The sequence below is a fragment of the Paludisphaera soli genome, from assembly GCF_011064595.1.
Classification (GTDB): Bacteria; Planctomycetota; Planctomycetia; order Isosphaerales; family Isosphaeraceae; genus Paludisphaera; species Paludisphaera soli.
The window spans coordinates 607,767-623,633 of record NZ_JAALJI010000001.1 but is presented as its reverse complement, the minus strand read 5'-3'; the positions used below and the strand labels follow the sequence as shown (position 1 = coordinate 623,633).

The window sequence follows — 15,867 nt, the reverse complement described above, 5'->3', positions numbered from 1 at the left end:
GACGGCCCGCCCGGCCGAATTACAGGACGGCCGGGCGATCCCCGACGGGCCCGAGGGCGTCGGCGGCGGTCGCGTCGCGGAAGACGCCGAGCCGCTCCTCCTCCTGCCGCTCGCCCGAATCTTCGGCGGCGGTCAGGCCTACCTCCTGATGGCCGCGACGCACGGCCGACACCACCAGCGCGGTGACCTGGATCAGGCAGATCGTGTGGATCATGGTGTTGCCCATCCAGAGGAGTTGCGCGTGCAGCGTGAACCGCGGGTTCGGCTGCACGGGCCACCCCGCCTGGAGGTTGGCGGTCTCGCAGAAGAGCATCAGCCAGACCACGGCCCCGGTGGCGGCCAGGGATCGGGTCGACTTCGACGATTCCTCGGCCGGCTCGACCCCCAGATGCGCCAGGAACGCGCCCGACAGGCTCGCCAGGAGCGCGAACTCGGCCCAGCCGAGCGCCGTGCCGAGCTGGAGGCGGAACCAGGCGTGCTCGCCTCGCATCATCGGATCGCCCTGGTCCAGGAACCAGCTACCCACGTCCACCAGGCACATGGTGAGGAGCAGCCCCGCCCGACGCTGCCAACTCGGGTTGCTCCAGGCACCCCAGAGCACGGTGGAACCGGCGAGCGTGGCCCACGGTGTGACCGTGGCCACCAGCGAGATCAGGCCGCTGCGGTCGACGAGCATGAGCAGCCGGGGGTCGCCGAAGCGGCCGACGAGCCAGAGGACGTCGACGAGGCAGGCCGGGACGAGGCCGACCGCCAGGAGGAAGAAGCCCAGGCGGCAGATCCGGTAGGTCTTGGCGAAGTCGTGTCGCGGTTCGATCATACGGCGGCTCGCCCCTCTCGCGGAGTCCCGGCGGCGGGTCGTCATCGTTGAACGTGGCGACCATCGTACCCCGGGGCTGGCCGCCCCGCCAAGCCTTTCAGGCGACCTCCTCGGGACCTGACCCGGCCGGGCCGAAGACCAGGCCGGCCTCTCCCCAGGCGGACGGCGGCGGGTCGGGAAGCTCGACCTCGACGACCAGGAGATTCCGGGGTTCCAGGGGAGGTAGGTCGACGACCAGGCGACCGGGGGCCGTCCGGCGACAGGGCAGGGACTCGCCGTCGAGGGCGATCGACCGCACGCCGTCGGCGGCCTCGAGCACGAGGAAGGCGCGGAGCGGGCCCTCGCCTCGCGCCGCGGGCCTGCCGAATCGCCGCGAGAGCGTCAACCGGCGGGGGGCCCGTCCCGAGGGCCAGGGGAAGGACGCCCAGTCGACCGGGAGATCGACGCGGAAGGGTGCGCCGTCGGGGTCGTCGGGGTCGATCGCCTGCCAGGCGGCGCGGAGGCGGATGGCATGTTCGGCCACGTCGCGGGCCCTCCTTCGAGGCCGATTCGGGGGCGTCGGCGACGGCCCCAAATTTCGCATTGCTATGGTCGCGTAGGTCGATAAACAGTATATTCCGATTCTTCCCTGTGCCACCCTCGTCATAATCGGCGTCTCGCGATGCGCCGGGGGATTGCGACGAGCGCGCCAGCACGTCGATCGGCGGCATCTCGCGACCGGGCCGCGGCCCCGCCCGTCAGGCCCCGTCACCTCGATCCTTGAGAGAACCAAAGCAGCATGGCCGTTACTAATGGTGAGATCGGCGGAGTCCGAGTCGCGGCGTCCGAGCCCCGTCCCTCGACCATGAGCAACGGACAGGCGCATATCCAGCCTCGGACCCGCTCCCTGACCGGCGTGCAGATCCTGGGGACCGGCAGCTACGTCCCGGACAACGTGGTCACGAACCTGGACCTCCGGGATTCGCTGGGCTTCGATCCCGAGTGGATCGTCAACCGGACGGGCATCCACGAGCGCCGCTTCGCCCTCCCCCACCAGGCCACCAGCGACCTCTGCGCCGAGGCCGCCGCCCGCTGCCTCCGCAACGCCGACTGCGACCCCGCCGACGTCGACCTTTTGGTGCTCGCCACCTTCACGCCCGACATGGCGTTTCCGTCGACGGCCAATCTCGTCCAGGACCGGCTCAAGCTCAACTGCGCGGGGTTCGACATCCAGGCGGCCTGCGCCGGGTTCGTCTTCGCGCTGGTGATCGGCTCGCAGTTCGTCGCCGCCGGGACCGGCAAGCGCGTCCTGGTGGTCGGCGGCGACTGCAACAGCCGGGTCATCAACCCCGGCGACCAGAAGAGCTACCCGCTGTTCGGCGACGGCGCCGGCGCGGTGCTGCTCGGGCCCGGGACGAAGGAGCAGGGGCTCCTCGCCTACCAGATCGGCTCGGACGGCTCGGGCTCGGACCTGCTGACCCGCCCCGCCGGCGGCAGCCGGATGCCCCCCACCGCCGAGACGGTGGAGCAGGGTCTGCACTACCTGACGATGGACGGCCGGGCGATCTTCAAGTGGGCCGTCCGCATCCTGGCGGACTCCACCCTCTCGGTCCTGGGCCACGCCGGCCAGACCGTGGGCGACGTCCGCTGGTTCGTCCCGCACCAGGCCAACGTCCGGATCATCCACTCCGCCAGCGACGTCCTGGGCTTCCACCGCGATGCGGTGTTCAAGAACCTGGAGCGCTACGGAAACACCTCCGCCGGCTCCGTCCCGATCGCCCTCGACGAGATCAACCGGGCCGGGAACCTGCAGAGCGGCGACCTGATGCTGACCTCGGGATTCGGCTCGGGCCTGAACTGGGGCACCGTGCTCTTCCGCTGGTGAGTCGCTCGACCATCGAGGAAGCGAGGGCGATCCGATGGACGGCCTCCTGCTCAAGCTCCTCGAAGATCACACCGGTCGCGCCGGCTTCTGGTTCGTGAAGCTGTTCCGGCCGATCCGCCAGGACCTCGACCGGCTGGCGTGGTGCTTCGAGGGGCCGCCCTGGATGGGGGCCCTCTCGGGATTCGACTATTCCGTCTTCCTGAGGCCCGAAGACGGCGACGACAACGCCTATCTTTGGCGACCGGGCAGCCTGTTTCGCTACGCGGACCGTTTCGTAGAGCAGGACATCTGCCTCTGGGCCATCGAACCGACCCGGGAGGATCCCCTGCGAGTCGCCTCGCTCTACCATAAGGCCTCGTGGAAGACCTGCGACGATGTCATCCGAGAACATGCCCGGGTCTGGCTGATCTACACCGACTCGTCCTGCTGGGAGATCTACTCCCGCAAGCCCGGCCTGCTGGATCGCGTTCGCGAGGGACTGGACGGGAAGCCATCCGTGGAAGTCTATCAGGCTCGAGACGATCGACGCCGAGAGGCGTACCGCACGGCCGGGCTCGGCCGTATTTGGGACAATTTCCATCCGTCGCGATGACGACCCGATAGGGATCACGTTGTCGCGAGGCGGCCAAACGAGCGAGGCGTCCCGGCCGAGGGTTCGGCGGGGACGCCTCGCGGGCGTTTCGGGCTTTCGCTCGACCGGTCGATCAGGGGGCGATGGGCAGGCGGCCGACCTTGCGGCGGGCGAAGACGCCGGCGCCGAACTGGCTGAGGGCGTTGCGGCCGTCGGTGTCGTAAGCCTTGCCGGTGACGTGGCCGGTGATCGACCCGTCGCCGAAGACGGCGCCCTGGCGGTAGTCGTTGTTCACCGGCTGGGCCGAGGCCGTGACGACGCTATTGATCAGGTCGCCTTGCTGCCGGTACGAGCCGATCCGGCTGGGGCTGCGGGAGGCCTGGAGCCCCTGGCGATAGGCCTGGTAGTCGAACCCGCTGGCGATCGCGCTGTTGAGCTGATTGCCGTCGATGTTGACGTGGTCGATGGAGCCGGTGGTGGTGACCGAGGAATTGGTCACGGCCATGCCGGGGGCCTGCGTGTAGGTCGGGTAGCCGATCCGCCGCAGGAAGACGTAGTCGGGATTCTGGGCCGCGATCGTGGAGACCCCGTTGCTCTTGGCCACCATCGATCCCAGGGTGCGACCGCGGATCGCCCCGCCGAGGAGGCCGGCGGCGGGATAGCCCGTGGAGCCGGCCGGGGTGCCATAGTAGGTGGCGGGGAGGAGGATCGTCTGGGTGTCGGGGTTTTCCTCGGTCGCCGGGGTCTGGGTCGAGGCCGTGTAGACGGCCGTCGGGTCGCCCAGGCCGCGGTTGAACCGCAGCTTGCCGATCGGCCCGTTGACGTCGAGGGCGAGGCCGTCGGCCACGCCGCCGAATTCGGCCCGGCGGAGGTGGGACAGGCCGCTGGTCGACGACGTGAACGGCGTCGTGTCGCGCTGGGCGGTGAAGTTCCGGGCCGAGCCGCGGACCTTCAGGTTGTTCACCCCGACGGCCTGGAGCGAGGTCCGGCCGGTGGTGCCGACGATGTTGTACAGGAACTGGTAGGCGGCCGGCGGCGGGCCCGAGGTCGGCACTCCGCTCCAGACCTCGATCGTCCCCTGCTGGGTGCCGGTGACGTAATTCGGCGGCAGGGCCGACTGCGTGGCCGAGACGATGCTGAACTCCTGCACCACGCCGTTGACCGAGAACTGGATCCAGGGCGTCGTGACCGGCGCGGTCGGGATGGTCCCGTCCTCGCTGTTGTAGACCGAGTTGTAGATCGAGTCGAGGTAGATCGACGGCTTGACCCTGAGCGGCGAATTCGCCTGGCCGATCTGGATCTGGTAGGGCGAGGGGTTGCCGGCGGTGTCGAACAGGCCGATGACGTCGTGGAACTCCAGGACCTGGACGCCGCCGTAGAGGAAGACGCCGGTCTGCTCGACGACGGCCGGGGTGACCATGCTCGTCAGGTCGAACCCGTTGAGCTGGATCGACCGCACGCCCTCGGCGGCGATCAGGCGGTTGAACCGCACGGTGCCGCTCGTCGTCGTCCGGGTGGAGGCGACGGTCGAGCCGGTGACGTAGGTGGAGTTGAGGCTCGATCCGACGATCTGGATCGTCGCGATGTCGTCGTCGAGCGCGCCGTCGTTGGGCGTCGTATCCGTGACGATGACCTTGCCCGGGCCGTGGACGGTGATCGTCCATTCGTTGCCCGAGCGGTCCTTGCCGGTGACGATCTTGCCCTCGTTGCTCACCAGGGCGTTGGTCACGTCGTGCTGGCGATACAGGGAGTAGGCGGAGACCGACCCCTCCCGCACGTTGGTCACGGGGTTGCGGACGTAGAGGTCCGTGGGGACGTACAGCGACGGATACGCCCCGATGTTGGCAGTCATCAACTGCCGGCTCTCCAGGACCTCGAGCCCCGAAATCCGGCCGCGCCGGGCCGAGGTGGACCGGCTGGACCCTCTCCGCATGCTACCCATGGAAGACTCCCTTCCCCAGCGGCCCGATCCCCCGGGTCGGCCTTCGGTCGCACGACCGAGGAGCGACGCGGCGGGCCACCCTCCGTGATTCGGTTGGTCATCCGGCCTGACGGACAGACGCGCGTCTCGATCGGGCGAGCACCGCCCCCCGCTCAGGACGGGGGGCCGGACGCGTCGCTCGGGTACGATTCGCTTACGTCTCTCTTGTTCGGCGGCCGTGGAAGGCCGACTTCATAGGTCCCGGGAAGATGGGGCGTCCGGGGGGCCGAGAGAATCGAGGGGAACGGAAGGGCGGGTTAGACCGAAGGGGCGGGACGGAGCTGTTCAACGGCCGCCGGCTCGTCCTCGATGATGAGGAAGTAGCGATCCAGCTTCATGATATGGAGCAATCCCTGGACGGCGGACTGCAGCCCGAAGAGCGCGATCTTCCCCTCGCGGGTCTCGACCCGACGCTTCAGGCCGACGAGGATCGCCACGCCGGAACTCGAGAGATAATCGACTCGGCTCATATCGAGGGCCACGCGCGGCTCGGTCCGTTCCTGGACGATTTCGAAGAGGGCGTCGCGAAGCGGGGTGTTCCGGAAGTCGTTGAGTCCCGATGGATCGGTGAACGCGACGATCAGGACGCCGGATTCATCACGCGTGTTGAAAGTGCTCATGACGACGACTCTTCCTCCGGCGGCGCAACTCGGTCATCGATCCCGGATCCGATCCCTCCCCGGCGCGAGGGTCGGCCGGGACGGCCCGTCGGCCCGAATCCGCGGCCTCACGCGAGGGCCTGGCAGGGCTCGGGCACATTCGGGGATCCGTTTCCATCTTACCGCGCGTTTTCCCCTCGCCGCAATTTGTGGACTCTAGCATATTCGAGGCGGACCCGGCCTGCGCGTTTTCTCCACGGCGGGGGGATGTTAAGATCGGTGGTCCGCACGGTCGAGGGGACCCCTTCGATCGCGAACCGCCCCGGCCCGGCATACCGGGCCTGCGACGACCCTGACCCTGCGAGGGATCACGCTTGAACCGCTTCTGGCTGGCGCTACGGACCTTCTGGCGCACCCTGACGGAGGCCGACTTCGCGGCCAGGGTGGAGCCCCTCTTCTCGGACCGGCCCTCCGGCCCGGACCTCCGGATCCTCGCGGTCCTCCAGCGGGACGGCCGCCTCGTCGACTTCCTGGAGGAGGACATCGACGCCTACGCCGACGCCCAGATCGGCGCCGCGGTGCGGGACATCCATCGCGGCTGTCGCAAGACGCTGCACGAGTACCTCACCATCGAGCCGATCCTGCCGGGCGAAGAAGAGTCGCCGGTGCGGGTGCCGGCGGACTTCGATCCCGCGGCCGTCCGCCTGATCGGCAACGTCGACGGCTCGCCGCCGTTCCAGGGCGTGTTGAAGCACCACGGCTGGCGGGTCCGCTCGGTCCACCTGCCGGTCCTCCCCGTCGCCCGCGACGATTCCTCGGTCCTCTCGCCGGCCGAGGTCGAGATCCCCTGAATCGGCCGAGCGACCATCACGTCCCTAGAGAGGGTAGCTAAGGCATGTCGCGATACGTCGTGGGCGTCGACCTGGGGACCACCAACACCTCCCTGGCCTTCGCCGAGACGGCCGCCGGGGGCGATCCGGCGGATACGTCGCCGATCGAGCAGCTGCCGATCCCGCAGGTCGTCGGGCTCAACGACGTCGCCGCCCGGCCGCTGCTGCCGTCTTTCCTCTACCTCGCGGCGCCCAAGGAGTTCCCGGCTGGGGCGCTCGACCTCCCCTGGAAGGCCTCGGCCGACCGCGCGGCGGGCGTCTTCGCGCGCGAGCACGGGGCGAAATCGCCAGGCCGCCTGATCAGCTCCGCCAAGAGCTGGCTCTCGCACGCCGGGGTGGACCGACGCTCGGCCATCCTCCCATGGTCGGCCCCGCCCGAGGTGGAACGGATCTCGCCGGTCGAGGCGTCGGCGGCCTACCTGGAGCACCTGCGAGAAGCCTGGAACGCGAGCCCGGCGGGGAAGGGGGCCGGGGACCGCCTGGAGGAACAGGAGGTCTTGCTGACCGTGCCGGCCTCGTTCGACGCGGTCGCCCGCGAGCTGACCGTCGAGGCCGCGACCCGCGCCGGGCTGGCGAACGTCACGCTCATCGAGGAGCCTCAGGCCGCCTTCTACGCGTGGCTGGCGATGGCCGGCGAGCGCTGGCGGAAGCAGGTCAAGGTCGGCGACGTGGTCCTCGTCTGCGACGTCGGCGGCGGCACCACCGACTTCACCCTGATCGCCGTGACCGAGGAGGACGGCGACCTGTCCCTCGCCCGCCTGGCCGTCGGCGAGCACATCCTGCTCGGCGGCGACAATATGGACCTCGCCCTGGCCTACGCCGTCGCCGCGACGCTGCCCAAGGGTATGGAAGGGCTCGACGCCGTTCAGCGGGTGGCACTCGGCCACGCCTGCCGCGCCGCCAAGGAGACGCTGTTCGCCGAGCCGAAGAAGAAGTCGGCCCCGGTCACGATCCTGGGCCGAGGCTCCAAGGTCATCGGCGGCTCGATCAAGGCTGAGTTGGAGCGCGAGATGCTGAACCAGGTCCTGGTGGACGGCTTCCTGCCGTTCTGCGAGCCGACCGACCAGCCCGCGCGAGGGCGTCGCGTCGGCCTGACCGAGATCGGCCTGCCTTATGCGGCCGATCCCGCGATCACCCGGCACCTGGCCCGTTTTCTCGGCCGACAGGCGGGCTCGCTGCACGCCTCGGGGTCGATGATCCTGCCCTCCGCCGTCCTCTTCAACGGCGGCGTTTTCAAGGCCGACGTGCTCCGCGAGCGGGTCCTGGAAGTCCTCTCGAAGTGGGCCGGTCAGGCGGTTCCCGAGCTGAAGTCGGACGACCTGGACCTGGCCGTGGCTCGCGGCGCCGCCTATTACGGCCAGGTCCGGCGCGGCAAGGGGGTCCGCATCCGGGGGGGCGTGGCGCGGTCGTACTACGTCGGCCTGGAGACCTCTGCGCCGGCCGTGCCGGGCGTGGCGCCCGAGTTGAAGGCCCTGTGCGTGGTGCCGATGGGGATGGAGGAGGGGACCCAGGCCGACGTGCCCGGTCCCGAGCTGGGCCTGGTCGTTGGCGAGTCGGCCGTCTTCCGCTTCCTCAGCTCGACCACCCGTCGGGACGACGCCGTCGGCGCGATGGTCGAGCGCTGGAACCCGGAGGAGATCCAGGAGCTGGCCCCGATGGAGACCGCCCTGCCGGTCGAGGGCGATCTCGAAGGGGCCACGGTCCCGGTGCGTCTCCATTCGCACGTCAACGAGGTCGGCACGCTGGAGCTTTCCTGCCTGAGCACCCGCGACGACCGCCGCTGGAAGCTGGAGTTCAACGTCCGCGAGCCGGGGGCCGACTGAGCGGCCGCATCCCGGCACCCGGTCACTGGGCCAGGCTGCGGCTGACCGCCAGGTAAGTCGGGCGCATCTTCTTGAAGTCTTCTTCGGGCCCGTAGGCCAGGACCGAGACGCGGCGGTTGCGGGTCAAGGTCGTGACGTGGTAGCCCTTGAGCTTGCCGCCGAAGAGGCCGGCCGACGCGGTGAAGACTGAGATCCGCCCCTCGCCGAGTCCCGAGTCCTTGAAGACCTCGGCCTTCCCCTCCTGGTAATCGCCCAAGTCCTCGGTGCCGGTCTTGGCGAAGTGCTCGTGGGCCTTCTGCACCGGCGCGAACTCGCTCCCTTCTTCGAAGTCGGAGGGGTTGGACGAGTCGGAGCCCGAGATCAGCGAGCCGGTCACGTCGGCGTAGACCACGATCTTGAACGGGTCCTTCTCCAGGTTGATATAGGAGTAGGTGTTGTCGGGCCGGCCGCCGGTCTGGGCGGTCCAGCCGGGGGGATGGCGAAGCTTGAACGCGCCGTCCTTGGCCCCGAACTCGACCGAGGCCAGCGCCTTGTCGGCTTCGGGGTCGGCCTGACGCTCGCCCACGTCGACGAGGTCCTTCGCGGCGGCGGCCTTCGCCTTGGTCTCGCCGACGGCGTCGGGCTGGCGGAACTGGCGCACGAGGTCCACCAGGAGCTTCCCGGAATCGGCGTCGATCAGGGCCAGGGTGGCGCGATCGAGCCTGAACCGGTACTCGCGGTCCACCTCGTCGCCCTCCTCGTCCTTGAACTTGAAGAGCAGCTTGTTGCCCTTCACGCTGTAGGTCCCGGACATCGGCTTGGAGTCGTCGATCGCCATCGTCGCGCGTTTGGCGGCGTCGAGCGTCAGCGAATAGGCCGTATACGTGAGCGATTGGCCGATCTCGTGCTCGACCATCGAGCCCTTCCAGACGCCGACGATCGAGGCCGGCTTCAAGAAGAGGTCGTACATCATGTAGCCGACCCCGCCCAGGAGCCCGATGCCCACCGCCGCGACCACCGCGATCACCCGGCGATCGAGCGCGTCGGGGTCCTTCGCCCCCTTTTTTTTCTTCTTGCCGGCCTTCTTCTTCGGCTTCGGGGCGCCATTGCCGGAATCGGCGGACGCGACCGGAAGGGGTGCCAGGCGGGCGAGCGGCGGGGACGAAGCCTCGACGAGTTCGAGGTCGTCGAACAGCCCCGGGCCGGGGCCGTCCGCCGGGGCGGAGGCGGCGCGGGGGGCGCCGGCGGCCTTCGCTTTCGAGGCCGATGCGGCCTGCGATCGGGCCTGAACCTTATCCTGGGATCGCGCCGGCTTGGCCTGGCCGTGCTCCACGTAGCCGCGTCCCACGAGTTCCCGGGCGATCTTGTCGGCGGCGGCGTGCGCGGCGGTCTCGCTAGGAAGCGCCTGCTCCTGGCGCGTGGTCGAGCCGTCGGGCTTCATCCGCACGACGGCGAGCTTCGAGCCCTGCAACTCCAGAACCACCACTTTCCGGTCGGCCGCGGTCCCGAGGCTGAACCTGCGCGTCATCGCGGGGCCCCTTCCCTGGCGGGGGAGACACCGAACGAGGGGGACCGGGGCGGGGGCCGAGAGGCCTCCCAGACGCCTCGCATCTCATCCATCGTCCGCGTGCGTGACAATATGCAAATCGCACCGGCGGATTTCAAGGGTGCAGGCGGGCGTGTGGCGTGGGATCAACCCCACCAGCCGAACAGCTCGGCGAGCTTCGTCGTCAGCACCACGGCGGTGATCGCCCCCGAGGTGAAGGCGACGACCAGGACGCCGGCCGCGGCGATCTCTCGGGCGATCGTCAGCCGGGGCTCGTCGGGGTCGCCGATGGCCCGGGCCAGAGTGTCCACGGCGCTGTGGCAGAGCTCGGCGAGGAGCACCAGGCTCCCCCCCAGGACCAGCAGGCACCACCCCCACAGGTTGACCTGGAGGACGGCGGCGATGATGACGATGAGCACGCCGCGATAGAGGTGGGCGTAGAAGCTCGAGTCCCCCCGGATGGCCTGCTTCAGGCCCCGGAGGCCGGCGTACAGCTTCCCCTTCGTCCCTCGCCGGTCGGCCTGCGAGGAGATCCCGGGAACGTCTTCGAGCTGGAGCCGGAGCCTCCGCTCGTCGAACTCGGGGACGGGCAGGAGCCCCCGGGGCGTCGGCTCCTCGATCATGGCGAGCGTCGCCTGGGGAGTCTTCGGGTTCGGCCGAGCGTTCGAGTCGGGCATGGTTACGTCGCCTCTGTCCTCGCGTCCGCGGTACGGTTCGTTCGCCGCGCGTCCCTCGGGATTATTGCACCGGGGCCAGGCGCGAGTCGAACTGGTTGAGCCCCACGCCCGAGCCGAGCCGGAGCATCGGCGCGAGCCTCGGCGTGATCTGGAAGGCGAACATGTAGCTCTGGCGCTGGGGGTCGACCGAGAGCCCGAGCGAGAACAGGTAGTCCGCCCCGATCCGGGTGAACGAGAACATCGAGCCGAGCGAGATCTCGTTGCCGAAGTCGTACGAGGTCGAGTAGGTGCCGTACCACTTCGGGCTCATCCAGTAGTTGATCGCCGTGTTGAGGGCGGAGGTCTGGATCGGCCCGGTGTTGATGACGCTGTAGCCGATGAACACGCTACCCCGGGGGGGCCTCGACAGCGAGACGCCGGTGGTGATGATGTTCAGCCCCTTGGGGTTGAAGCCCGGAACGTTGTAGTTGTCGAGCGGCTCGCTCCCCACGAGGTTCCAGTAGTCGAACGTGCCCGTCGAGATGATGCTCGTGCGGTCGCCCAGGAACCACTGGTAGTTGTACATCGTCTGGCCGAACGGCTTGCCGAAGTTGTCGCGCTCGGCGTAGGGGAAGAGGGTGGTCGAGGCGTCCAGGGTCATCCAGTCCACGATCCGACGCTTCCCCTCGGGCCCGCGCTTGGTCTGCAGCCGCTGGTGGACGCCGAAGTTGAACGTGTCCATCGACGCCAGGACGTCGGTCGACCCGGTGATCGGCGAGAACGCGCGGCGGAGGATCAGGTGCCGGGGGTCGTAGGGCTGCGGCAGGACGCCGTTCTGCCAGCTCGTGATCGCGAAGTAGCGGCGGACCTCCTCGTACGAATTGTCGTCGAGGTCGTCCTGCACGGCGATGTTCTGGAGCCGGACGTTCGAGTACGAGGTCCGGTAGTCGCCGAAGAAGCTGACCTTGTTGTTCAGGCCGTGGATGTTGAGCAGTTCGTTGTCGACGCCGGGATAGACCTTCCACATGGTGGTCTCGGCGCGGACGCCGGCGGCGCCCCAGATGCGGCCCAGCGACCCGACGCTCTGCTGGCGGTTGGGCCCGCCGCCGATCTGGTCGGTCCAGCCGATCGCCTGCCCCTGGACGTAAGGGTTGATCCGCACCACGTCGCCCAGGTTGAGCGGCAGGCTCAGCTCGTGGTTGGTGAAGGCCCGGCCGGCCTCGAAGACGCCGCTGGTGTTCGAGATCGGGTCGGTCGGGATGAACGCGAACAGGTTCGGGTTGTTCACCATGATGTCGGTGTGCGTGTTCGCGTAGTTCACGCCCGAGTGCTGGTAGTGGACCAGGCGGTTGCCGAAGAGTGTGTCGCCCAGCCGGTAGTAGTCGAACCGGGGGAGCCACTGGGACTCGGTCTGGAAGTCCATCAGGTTGGCCTCGGCCCAGAGGCTGGCCGACCAGTTGTTCTTCTGATACTGGCCGTAGAGCAGCGTCTCCTGGTCCATGCCGATGTCGTAGAGCCGCTTGTAGTACTCTTCCAGGAAGTAGCGGTCGGAGCTGTAGGCCATCTCGGCCTGGATCCGGAAGTCCTCGAAGCGATGCGCCTCGTCGTCGGGGAGCAGCCGCTGCATGTGGCGGATGTTGAACCGGCCGCGGATGTCCTGGAAGGCCGGCACCCCGGAGCGCTGATAACCCTTGCTCCCCGCGCCGGCGGGGCCGTTGGTGACGATCGCCGGGCCGGAGCCCAGGATGTCGATCCCCTTGTCCTGGAGCCCCCAGATGTCGAAGTAGCCGAAGTAGTCGCGGGCGAAGCTGGGCTCGACGTTCCGGTTGCGGTGGTACGGGTCGAGCACGTCGTTGATCAGGTCGGAGCCGAACCAGCCCAGCTCGCTGCCGAGCGCGGGGAAGGTCTTGGTCCGCGCGCTCAGGTAGTCGATGTCGATGTTCCAGTTGTCGATCTGGTTGGGCCGGCGGAGGCCGAACAGCTTGAACCCGTTCCAGTCGGTGAGGAGCTGCTGGCCGAAGTAGTTGTTGGTCCGGAAGCCGATCATCCGCAGGGGCGGGTCGAGTTCGTCGGCCTCGCCGGTGAACCGGGGCCAGTAGAAGATCGGCACGGGGCCCATGTAGAACAGGTTCGTCCGGGCGTCGTAGCGCCAGACCTGGTCGCGGACGGTCGCCCCCCCGGGGCCGGTCAGGGGCTTGCCGTTGACCGGGTCGGTGGCCTCGGTGGAGGACCGGCTGAGGGTGATCGAGCGGTTGTAGATCTTGTAGGCGGGGTCGGGGAAGCGGCTGCCGGTCGAGACGGCGCGGTCGGCGCGGATCTCGGGGTCGGGGCTGAGGACGAGCGAGCCGTCCTCCTGGCGGACCACGGCGCGGAACTGCTCGATCCGCGGGGCCTTCATCTTCATCGGGCTGATGAGGTTGGGGGCGAAGATGTCGGCCTGGGCCTGCACGGCCATGAGCTTGTCGGTGACGAAGTCGTAGTAGATCTTGTCGGCGCGGAAGGTGCGCTGGTCGGCCTTGCCGGCGAACTTGTTCTCGTCCTGGCGGAGGATGACGTTCCCCTCCAGGTAGATCTCCATCGGCTGGGTGGGGTTCTCGATGCGTTCGCCTTGAGGGCCGATCATGCCCTCGCCCTTCGGATCCGGGTGGCGCCAGATGACGGCGCTCTCGGCCTCGATGTCGACGGTGCCGAGCTGCGGCGTGGTCGCGACGACGTTCACGCCGCCGCGGATGATGATGGTATGGGACCCTTCGGAGCGGAACTCCTTCACGTCCAGCGGCCGCCCGCTGCGCGGGAAGATCCAGGTGACGCGCTGGCTGCCCGGATTCACCGGGGGCTTGAACATCGGCGGCGGCGCCAGCGGGTTGGGCTCGGGGGCCGGGGCGTGGGGCTCGTCGGCGCGCAGGGGGGGCGCGGGCTCGTCCTCCATGTCCCCCGGGAGCGGCTCCAGGGCCGGCGCGGGGGAGGGGTCGAAGTCGTCGCGGAGCCCGGGGGCGTCGTCGCGCAGGTCGGGCACCTGGACCTCGGGCTCGATCTCGCCCTCGATCGGGGGCAGGTCGATGATCGGAGGGTCCTCGGCCTCGATGCGCGGGGCGGGCCGGCCGCCGTCCTGAGCGGGGCGGACCTCGGGATCGCGGCCCGGAGCGGGCGTCGTCGCTTCGTCCTCGTCATCTTCGTCGGCCGGGACGAGTGCCTGGGCCTCGACGATCAGCGGGTCGGCCGGCCTCGGGGCCGCGGCCGCCGGGGCTCCGGTCGGCACGCCGGCCTGGTCGACGACCTCGCGGGGCAGGGGCCCCGGGGGCGGCGCGACGGCCGGGGCCTGGGCCGGGAAGTCGGCGCGGGCGACCAGGTCCATCCCCTTCGGCGGGGCGTCCAGTTGGTGGACCTTGGACAGGATGCGCACGTCGCGGACGGTCTGGAGGACGGCGCGGCCGAGCTTGCGGGGGGGGGCGTCGGCCGTCGGCGCGCGCACCTCCCCCTCGGCGTACAGCTCGGCCTGATAGACCGTGGCGTCGTCGAGCGCCTGCTGGGTGATGCGGACGACCAGGCCGGCCGCGGTCACGCCGCGGCCGGCCTGGACCGCCGACGCGGCCCCCGACAGGACGACCCAGCGCCCGTCGGGCGCGTCCCAGACGATCGCGGTGGTCGCCGCCAGGTCGATCGGCTCGGCCTGGCCCGGTTGGGCCTGGCGCGGGTCGTCGGCCGCGGCGGCGAGGCCGCGGAGCGAGGCCGCAAGGATGAACCCGAACCACACGCGGAGACGCGTGCGACGTCTGGGTTGGTCGTGCTCGCGCACGGTGCCTCCCGGGGATTCCACCGACGTGACGAAGCGGGCGGCCGTCCCTGGCCGGATCCGCGGGCAACCGTCGCCCTCGCCTCGATCAAAGGGCCCGGCCGGGATTCGCGGACGCCGATCGGCGGCTCGCGGTCGCTCGGACGTGGCTTTCCCCCGCGGTCGCGCCCGAGACGGGCGGCAGATGGGAGCGGGGTTCGGATCGGGACGGGGACGCGAAAGGACGTTCGCGGGGGAAAGTATCCCGCGTCCCGATTCCGGTCAAGGCGAGATGGCGCGGGGGCTGTCCGTCGGGTCTTGATCTCGGTGGCGGGCGTACCAGGTAGGCAGCGGGTCCGCATACCCGGGAAACATCCGCTCGATCGAATCCAGCTCGGCGTCCGTCCACATCTCGTTGTGGACGAATGTCGTCAGGACCAGGGCGTGCGAGGTCTCGCAGCGTAGCATGTAGGTCATGCCTCCGACGGTCAGGAGACGCCCCGAGCCCGCGGGGGCCGTGATCTTTCGGCCTCGCGCCGGTCCCACGCCGTCATAGGTCGCGATTCCCGGCTGGCAGGGATAGATGACCGCGAGAGCCGACAGGAGCGGAAGCGCCCCTGTCAAAAACCAGAAACACGCCTTCTTCGTCGGGCCGAATCCCATAGCCTGCTCCCTATTCGCCGAGGGCCGCCCCCGACTCCCTCCGCGACCCCGGCGGGCCGGGGTCGCGGGCGGGGGCTGTCAGTCGGAGTCGAGCAGGGGGACGTTCCAGTAGGCGTCGGACAGGAACCGGGACCAGCTCGCGATCCGGACGGTCGAGGCGTCGTACAGCGGCTTCCAGGCCGGCCGGAAGGGGGGCCGCCGGAGCTTCATCGCCGCCTGCTCGGGCGTGCGATTGGCCTTGCGCGAATTGCAGGCGACGCAGGCGAGGACGCAGTTCTCCCAGGTCGTCTGGCCTCCCTGGGCCCGGGGGAGGACGTGGTCGATCGTCAGCTCCTCGGTCCCCGGCCGCCCGCCGCAGTACTGGCAGGTGACGTGGTCGCGCTTGAACAGGTTGCGGCGGCTGAAGGTGACCGTGTTGAACCGGGGCCGATCGTGTCGCGTGAGGGTGAGAACCTCGGGGACGCGGAGGCGGAACCGGACGGTCCGGATGAACGGCTCGCCGTCGCGAGGGGCCATCTTGGCCCAGTCCGTCCAGGAATACAGCTGGAAGTCGTCGGGGTCGACGACGTGCGCCGCCTCGTTCCACAGCAGCACCAGCGCCCGCGCCACCGGGGCGACGTGGACCGGCTGCCAGTGGCGATTGAGAACGAGTGTGGGCCGTTGCAGTACGCTCACCCCCATGATCGAGGCTCTCCACTCACGCCGA

The 15,867-nt window shown here is 69.5% G+C and carries 13 protein-coding genes; 4 read left to right on the top strand and 9 right to left on the bottom strand.

The genetic code is table 11. From position 1 onward, the window contains the following. Positions 1-19: 19 nt before the first annotated feature. Together G6O68_RS02265 and G6O68_RS02260 are read right to left on the bottom strand one after the other, a co-directional pair. Positions 20-817, bottom strand: coding sequence for a hypothetical protein (locus G6O68_RS02265; RefSeq protein WP_165244318.1), 798 nt, complete (start codon positions 815-817; stop codon positions 20-22). 97 nt (positions 818-914) lie between these two features. Next, positions 915-1,340: a hypothetical protein gene (locus G6O68_RS02260; protein WP_165244316.1), complete on the bottom strand. Its 426-nt coding sequence runs from the start codon at positions 1,338-1,340 to the stop codon at positions 915-917. A 321-nt stretch (positions 1,341-1,661) separates the two neighbouring features. Here G6O68_RS02260 and G6O68_RS02255 point away from each other — a divergent pair, with 321 nt between their 5' ends. Together G6O68_RS02255 and G6O68_RS02250 are read left to right on the top strand one after the other, a co-directional pair. Beyond that, complete coding sequence (locus G6O68_RS02255; RefSeq protein ID WP_165244314.1) at positions 1,662-2,681, top strand: 3-oxoacyl-ACP synthase III family protein; 1,020 nt, start codon at positions 1,662-1,664, stop codon at positions 2,679-2,681. A gap of 34 nt (positions 2,682-2,715) precedes the next feature. Then, on the top strand, positions 2,716-3,273 hold the full coding sequence (locus G6O68_RS02250; RefSeq protein WP_165244312.1) for a hypothetical protein: 558 nt from the start codon (positions 2,716-2,718) through the stop codon (positions 3,271-3,273). A 112-nt stretch (positions 3,274-3,385) separates the two neighbouring features. Here G6O68_RS02250 and G6O68_RS02245 read toward each other — a convergent pair whose 3' ends face one another. Continuing rightward, positions 3,386-5,104 (bottom strand): hypothetical protein, encoded by a 1,719-nt coding sequence (locus G6O68_RS02245; protein ID WP_165244310.1) that lies wholly within the window; start codon positions 5,102-5,104, stop codon positions 3,386-3,388. A gap of 386 nt (positions 5,105-5,490) precedes the next feature. Then, entirely contained in the window at positions 5,491-5,853 is a 363-nt protein-coding gene (locus G6O68_RS02240) for an STAS domain-containing protein (protein WP_165244308.1), read from the bottom strand. Between the two features lie 353 nt (positions 5,854-6,206). Here G6O68_RS02240 and G6O68_RS02235 point away from each other — a divergent pair, with 353 nt between their 5' ends. Beyond that, complete coding sequence (locus G6O68_RS02235; protein WP_165244306.1) at positions 6,207-6,683, top strand: DUF2760 domain-containing protein; 477 nt, start codon at positions 6,207-6,209, stop codon at positions 6,681-6,683. Between the two features lie 44 nt (positions 6,684-6,727). Next, complete coding sequence (locus G6O68_RS02230) at positions 6,728-8,545, top strand: Hsp70 family protein (protein ID WP_165244304.1); 1,818 nt, start codon at positions 6,728-6,730, stop codon at positions 8,543-8,545. Between the two features lie 22 nt (positions 8,546-8,567). Here G6O68_RS02230 and G6O68_RS02225 read toward each other — a convergent pair whose 3' ends face one another. From G6O68_RS02225 to G6O68_RS02205, 5 genes are all read right to left on the bottom strand, one after another. Then, positions 8,568-10,052 carry a lipocalin-like domain-containing protein gene (locus G6O68_RS02225; RefSeq protein ID WP_165244302.1) on the bottom strand — a complete coding sequence of 495 codons (1,485 nt, stop codon included), beginning with the start codon at positions 10,050-10,052 and terminating at the stop codon, positions 8,568-8,570. A 164-nt stretch (positions 10,053-10,216) separates the two neighbouring features. Then, positions 10,217-10,747, bottom strand: coding sequence for a diacylglycerol kinase (locus G6O68_RS02220; protein ID WP_240910968.1), 531 nt, complete (start codon positions 10,745-10,747; stop codon positions 10,217-10,219). A gap of 61 nt (positions 10,748-10,808) precedes the next feature. Further along, complete coding sequence (locus G6O68_RS02215; protein WP_165244300.1) at positions 10,809-14,522, bottom strand: hypothetical protein; 3,714 nt, start codon at positions 14,520-14,522, stop codon at positions 10,809-10,811. A 258-nt stretch (positions 14,523-14,780) separates the two neighbouring features. After that, positions 14,781-15,161: a hypothetical protein gene (locus G6O68_RS02210; protein ID WP_165244298.1), complete on the bottom strand. Its 381-nt coding sequence runs from the start codon at positions 15,159-15,161 to the stop codon at positions 14,781-14,783. Between the two features lie 78 nt (positions 15,162-15,239). Beyond that, positions 15,240-15,842 carry an HNH endonuclease gene (locus G6O68_RS02205; protein ID WP_165244296.1) on the bottom strand — a complete coding sequence of 201 codons (603 nt, stop codon included), beginning with the start codon at positions 15,840-15,842 and terminating at the stop codon, positions 15,240-15,242. Positions 15,843-15,867: the final 25 nt, after the last annotated feature.

What these genes read in the sequence shown, in the direction of transcription:
- G6O68_RS02265 (WP_165244318.1), bottom strand. Translation starts at nt 817, where the DNA reads ATGATCGAACCGCGACACGACTTCGCCAAGACCTACCGGATCTGCCGC.
- G6O68_RS02255 (WP_165244314.1), top strand. Translation starts at nt 1,662, where the DNA reads ATGAGCAACGGACAGGCGCATATCCAGCCTCGGACCCGCTCCCTGACC.
- G6O68_RS02250 (WP_165244312.1), top strand. Translation starts at nt 2,716, where the DNA reads ATGGACGGCCTCCTGCTCAAGCTCCTCGAAGATCACACCGGTCGCGCC.
- G6O68_RS02245 (WP_165244310.1), bottom strand. Translation starts at nt 5,104, where the DNA reads ATGACTGCCAACATCGGGGCGTATCCGTCGCTGTACGTCCCCACGGAC.
- G6O68_RS02240 (WP_165244308.1), bottom strand. Translation starts at nt 5,853, where the DNA reads ATGAGCACTTTCAACACGCGTGATGAATCCGGCGTCCTGATCGTCGCG.
- G6O68_RS02230 (WP_165244304.1), top strand. Translation starts at nt 6,728, where the DNA reads ATGTCGCGATACGTCGTGGGCGTCGACCTGGGGACCACCAACACCTCC.
- G6O68_RS02225 (WP_165244302.1), bottom strand. Translation starts at nt 10,052, where the DNA reads ATGACGCGCAGGTTCAGCCTCGGGACCGCGGCCGACCGGAAAGTGGTG.
- G6O68_RS02220 (WP_240910968.1), bottom strand. Translation starts at nt 10,747, where the DNA reads ATGCCCGACTCGAACGCTCGGCCGAACCCGAAGACTCCCCAGGCGACG.
- G6O68_RS02210 (WP_165244298.1), bottom strand. Translation starts at nt 15,161, where the DNA reads ATGGGATTCGGCCCGACGAAGAAGGCGTGTTTCTGGTTTTTGACAGGG.
- G6O68_RS02205 (WP_165244296.1), bottom strand. Translation starts at nt 15,842, where the DNA reads ATGGGGGTGAGCGTACTGCAACGGCCCACACTCGTTCTCAATCGCCAC.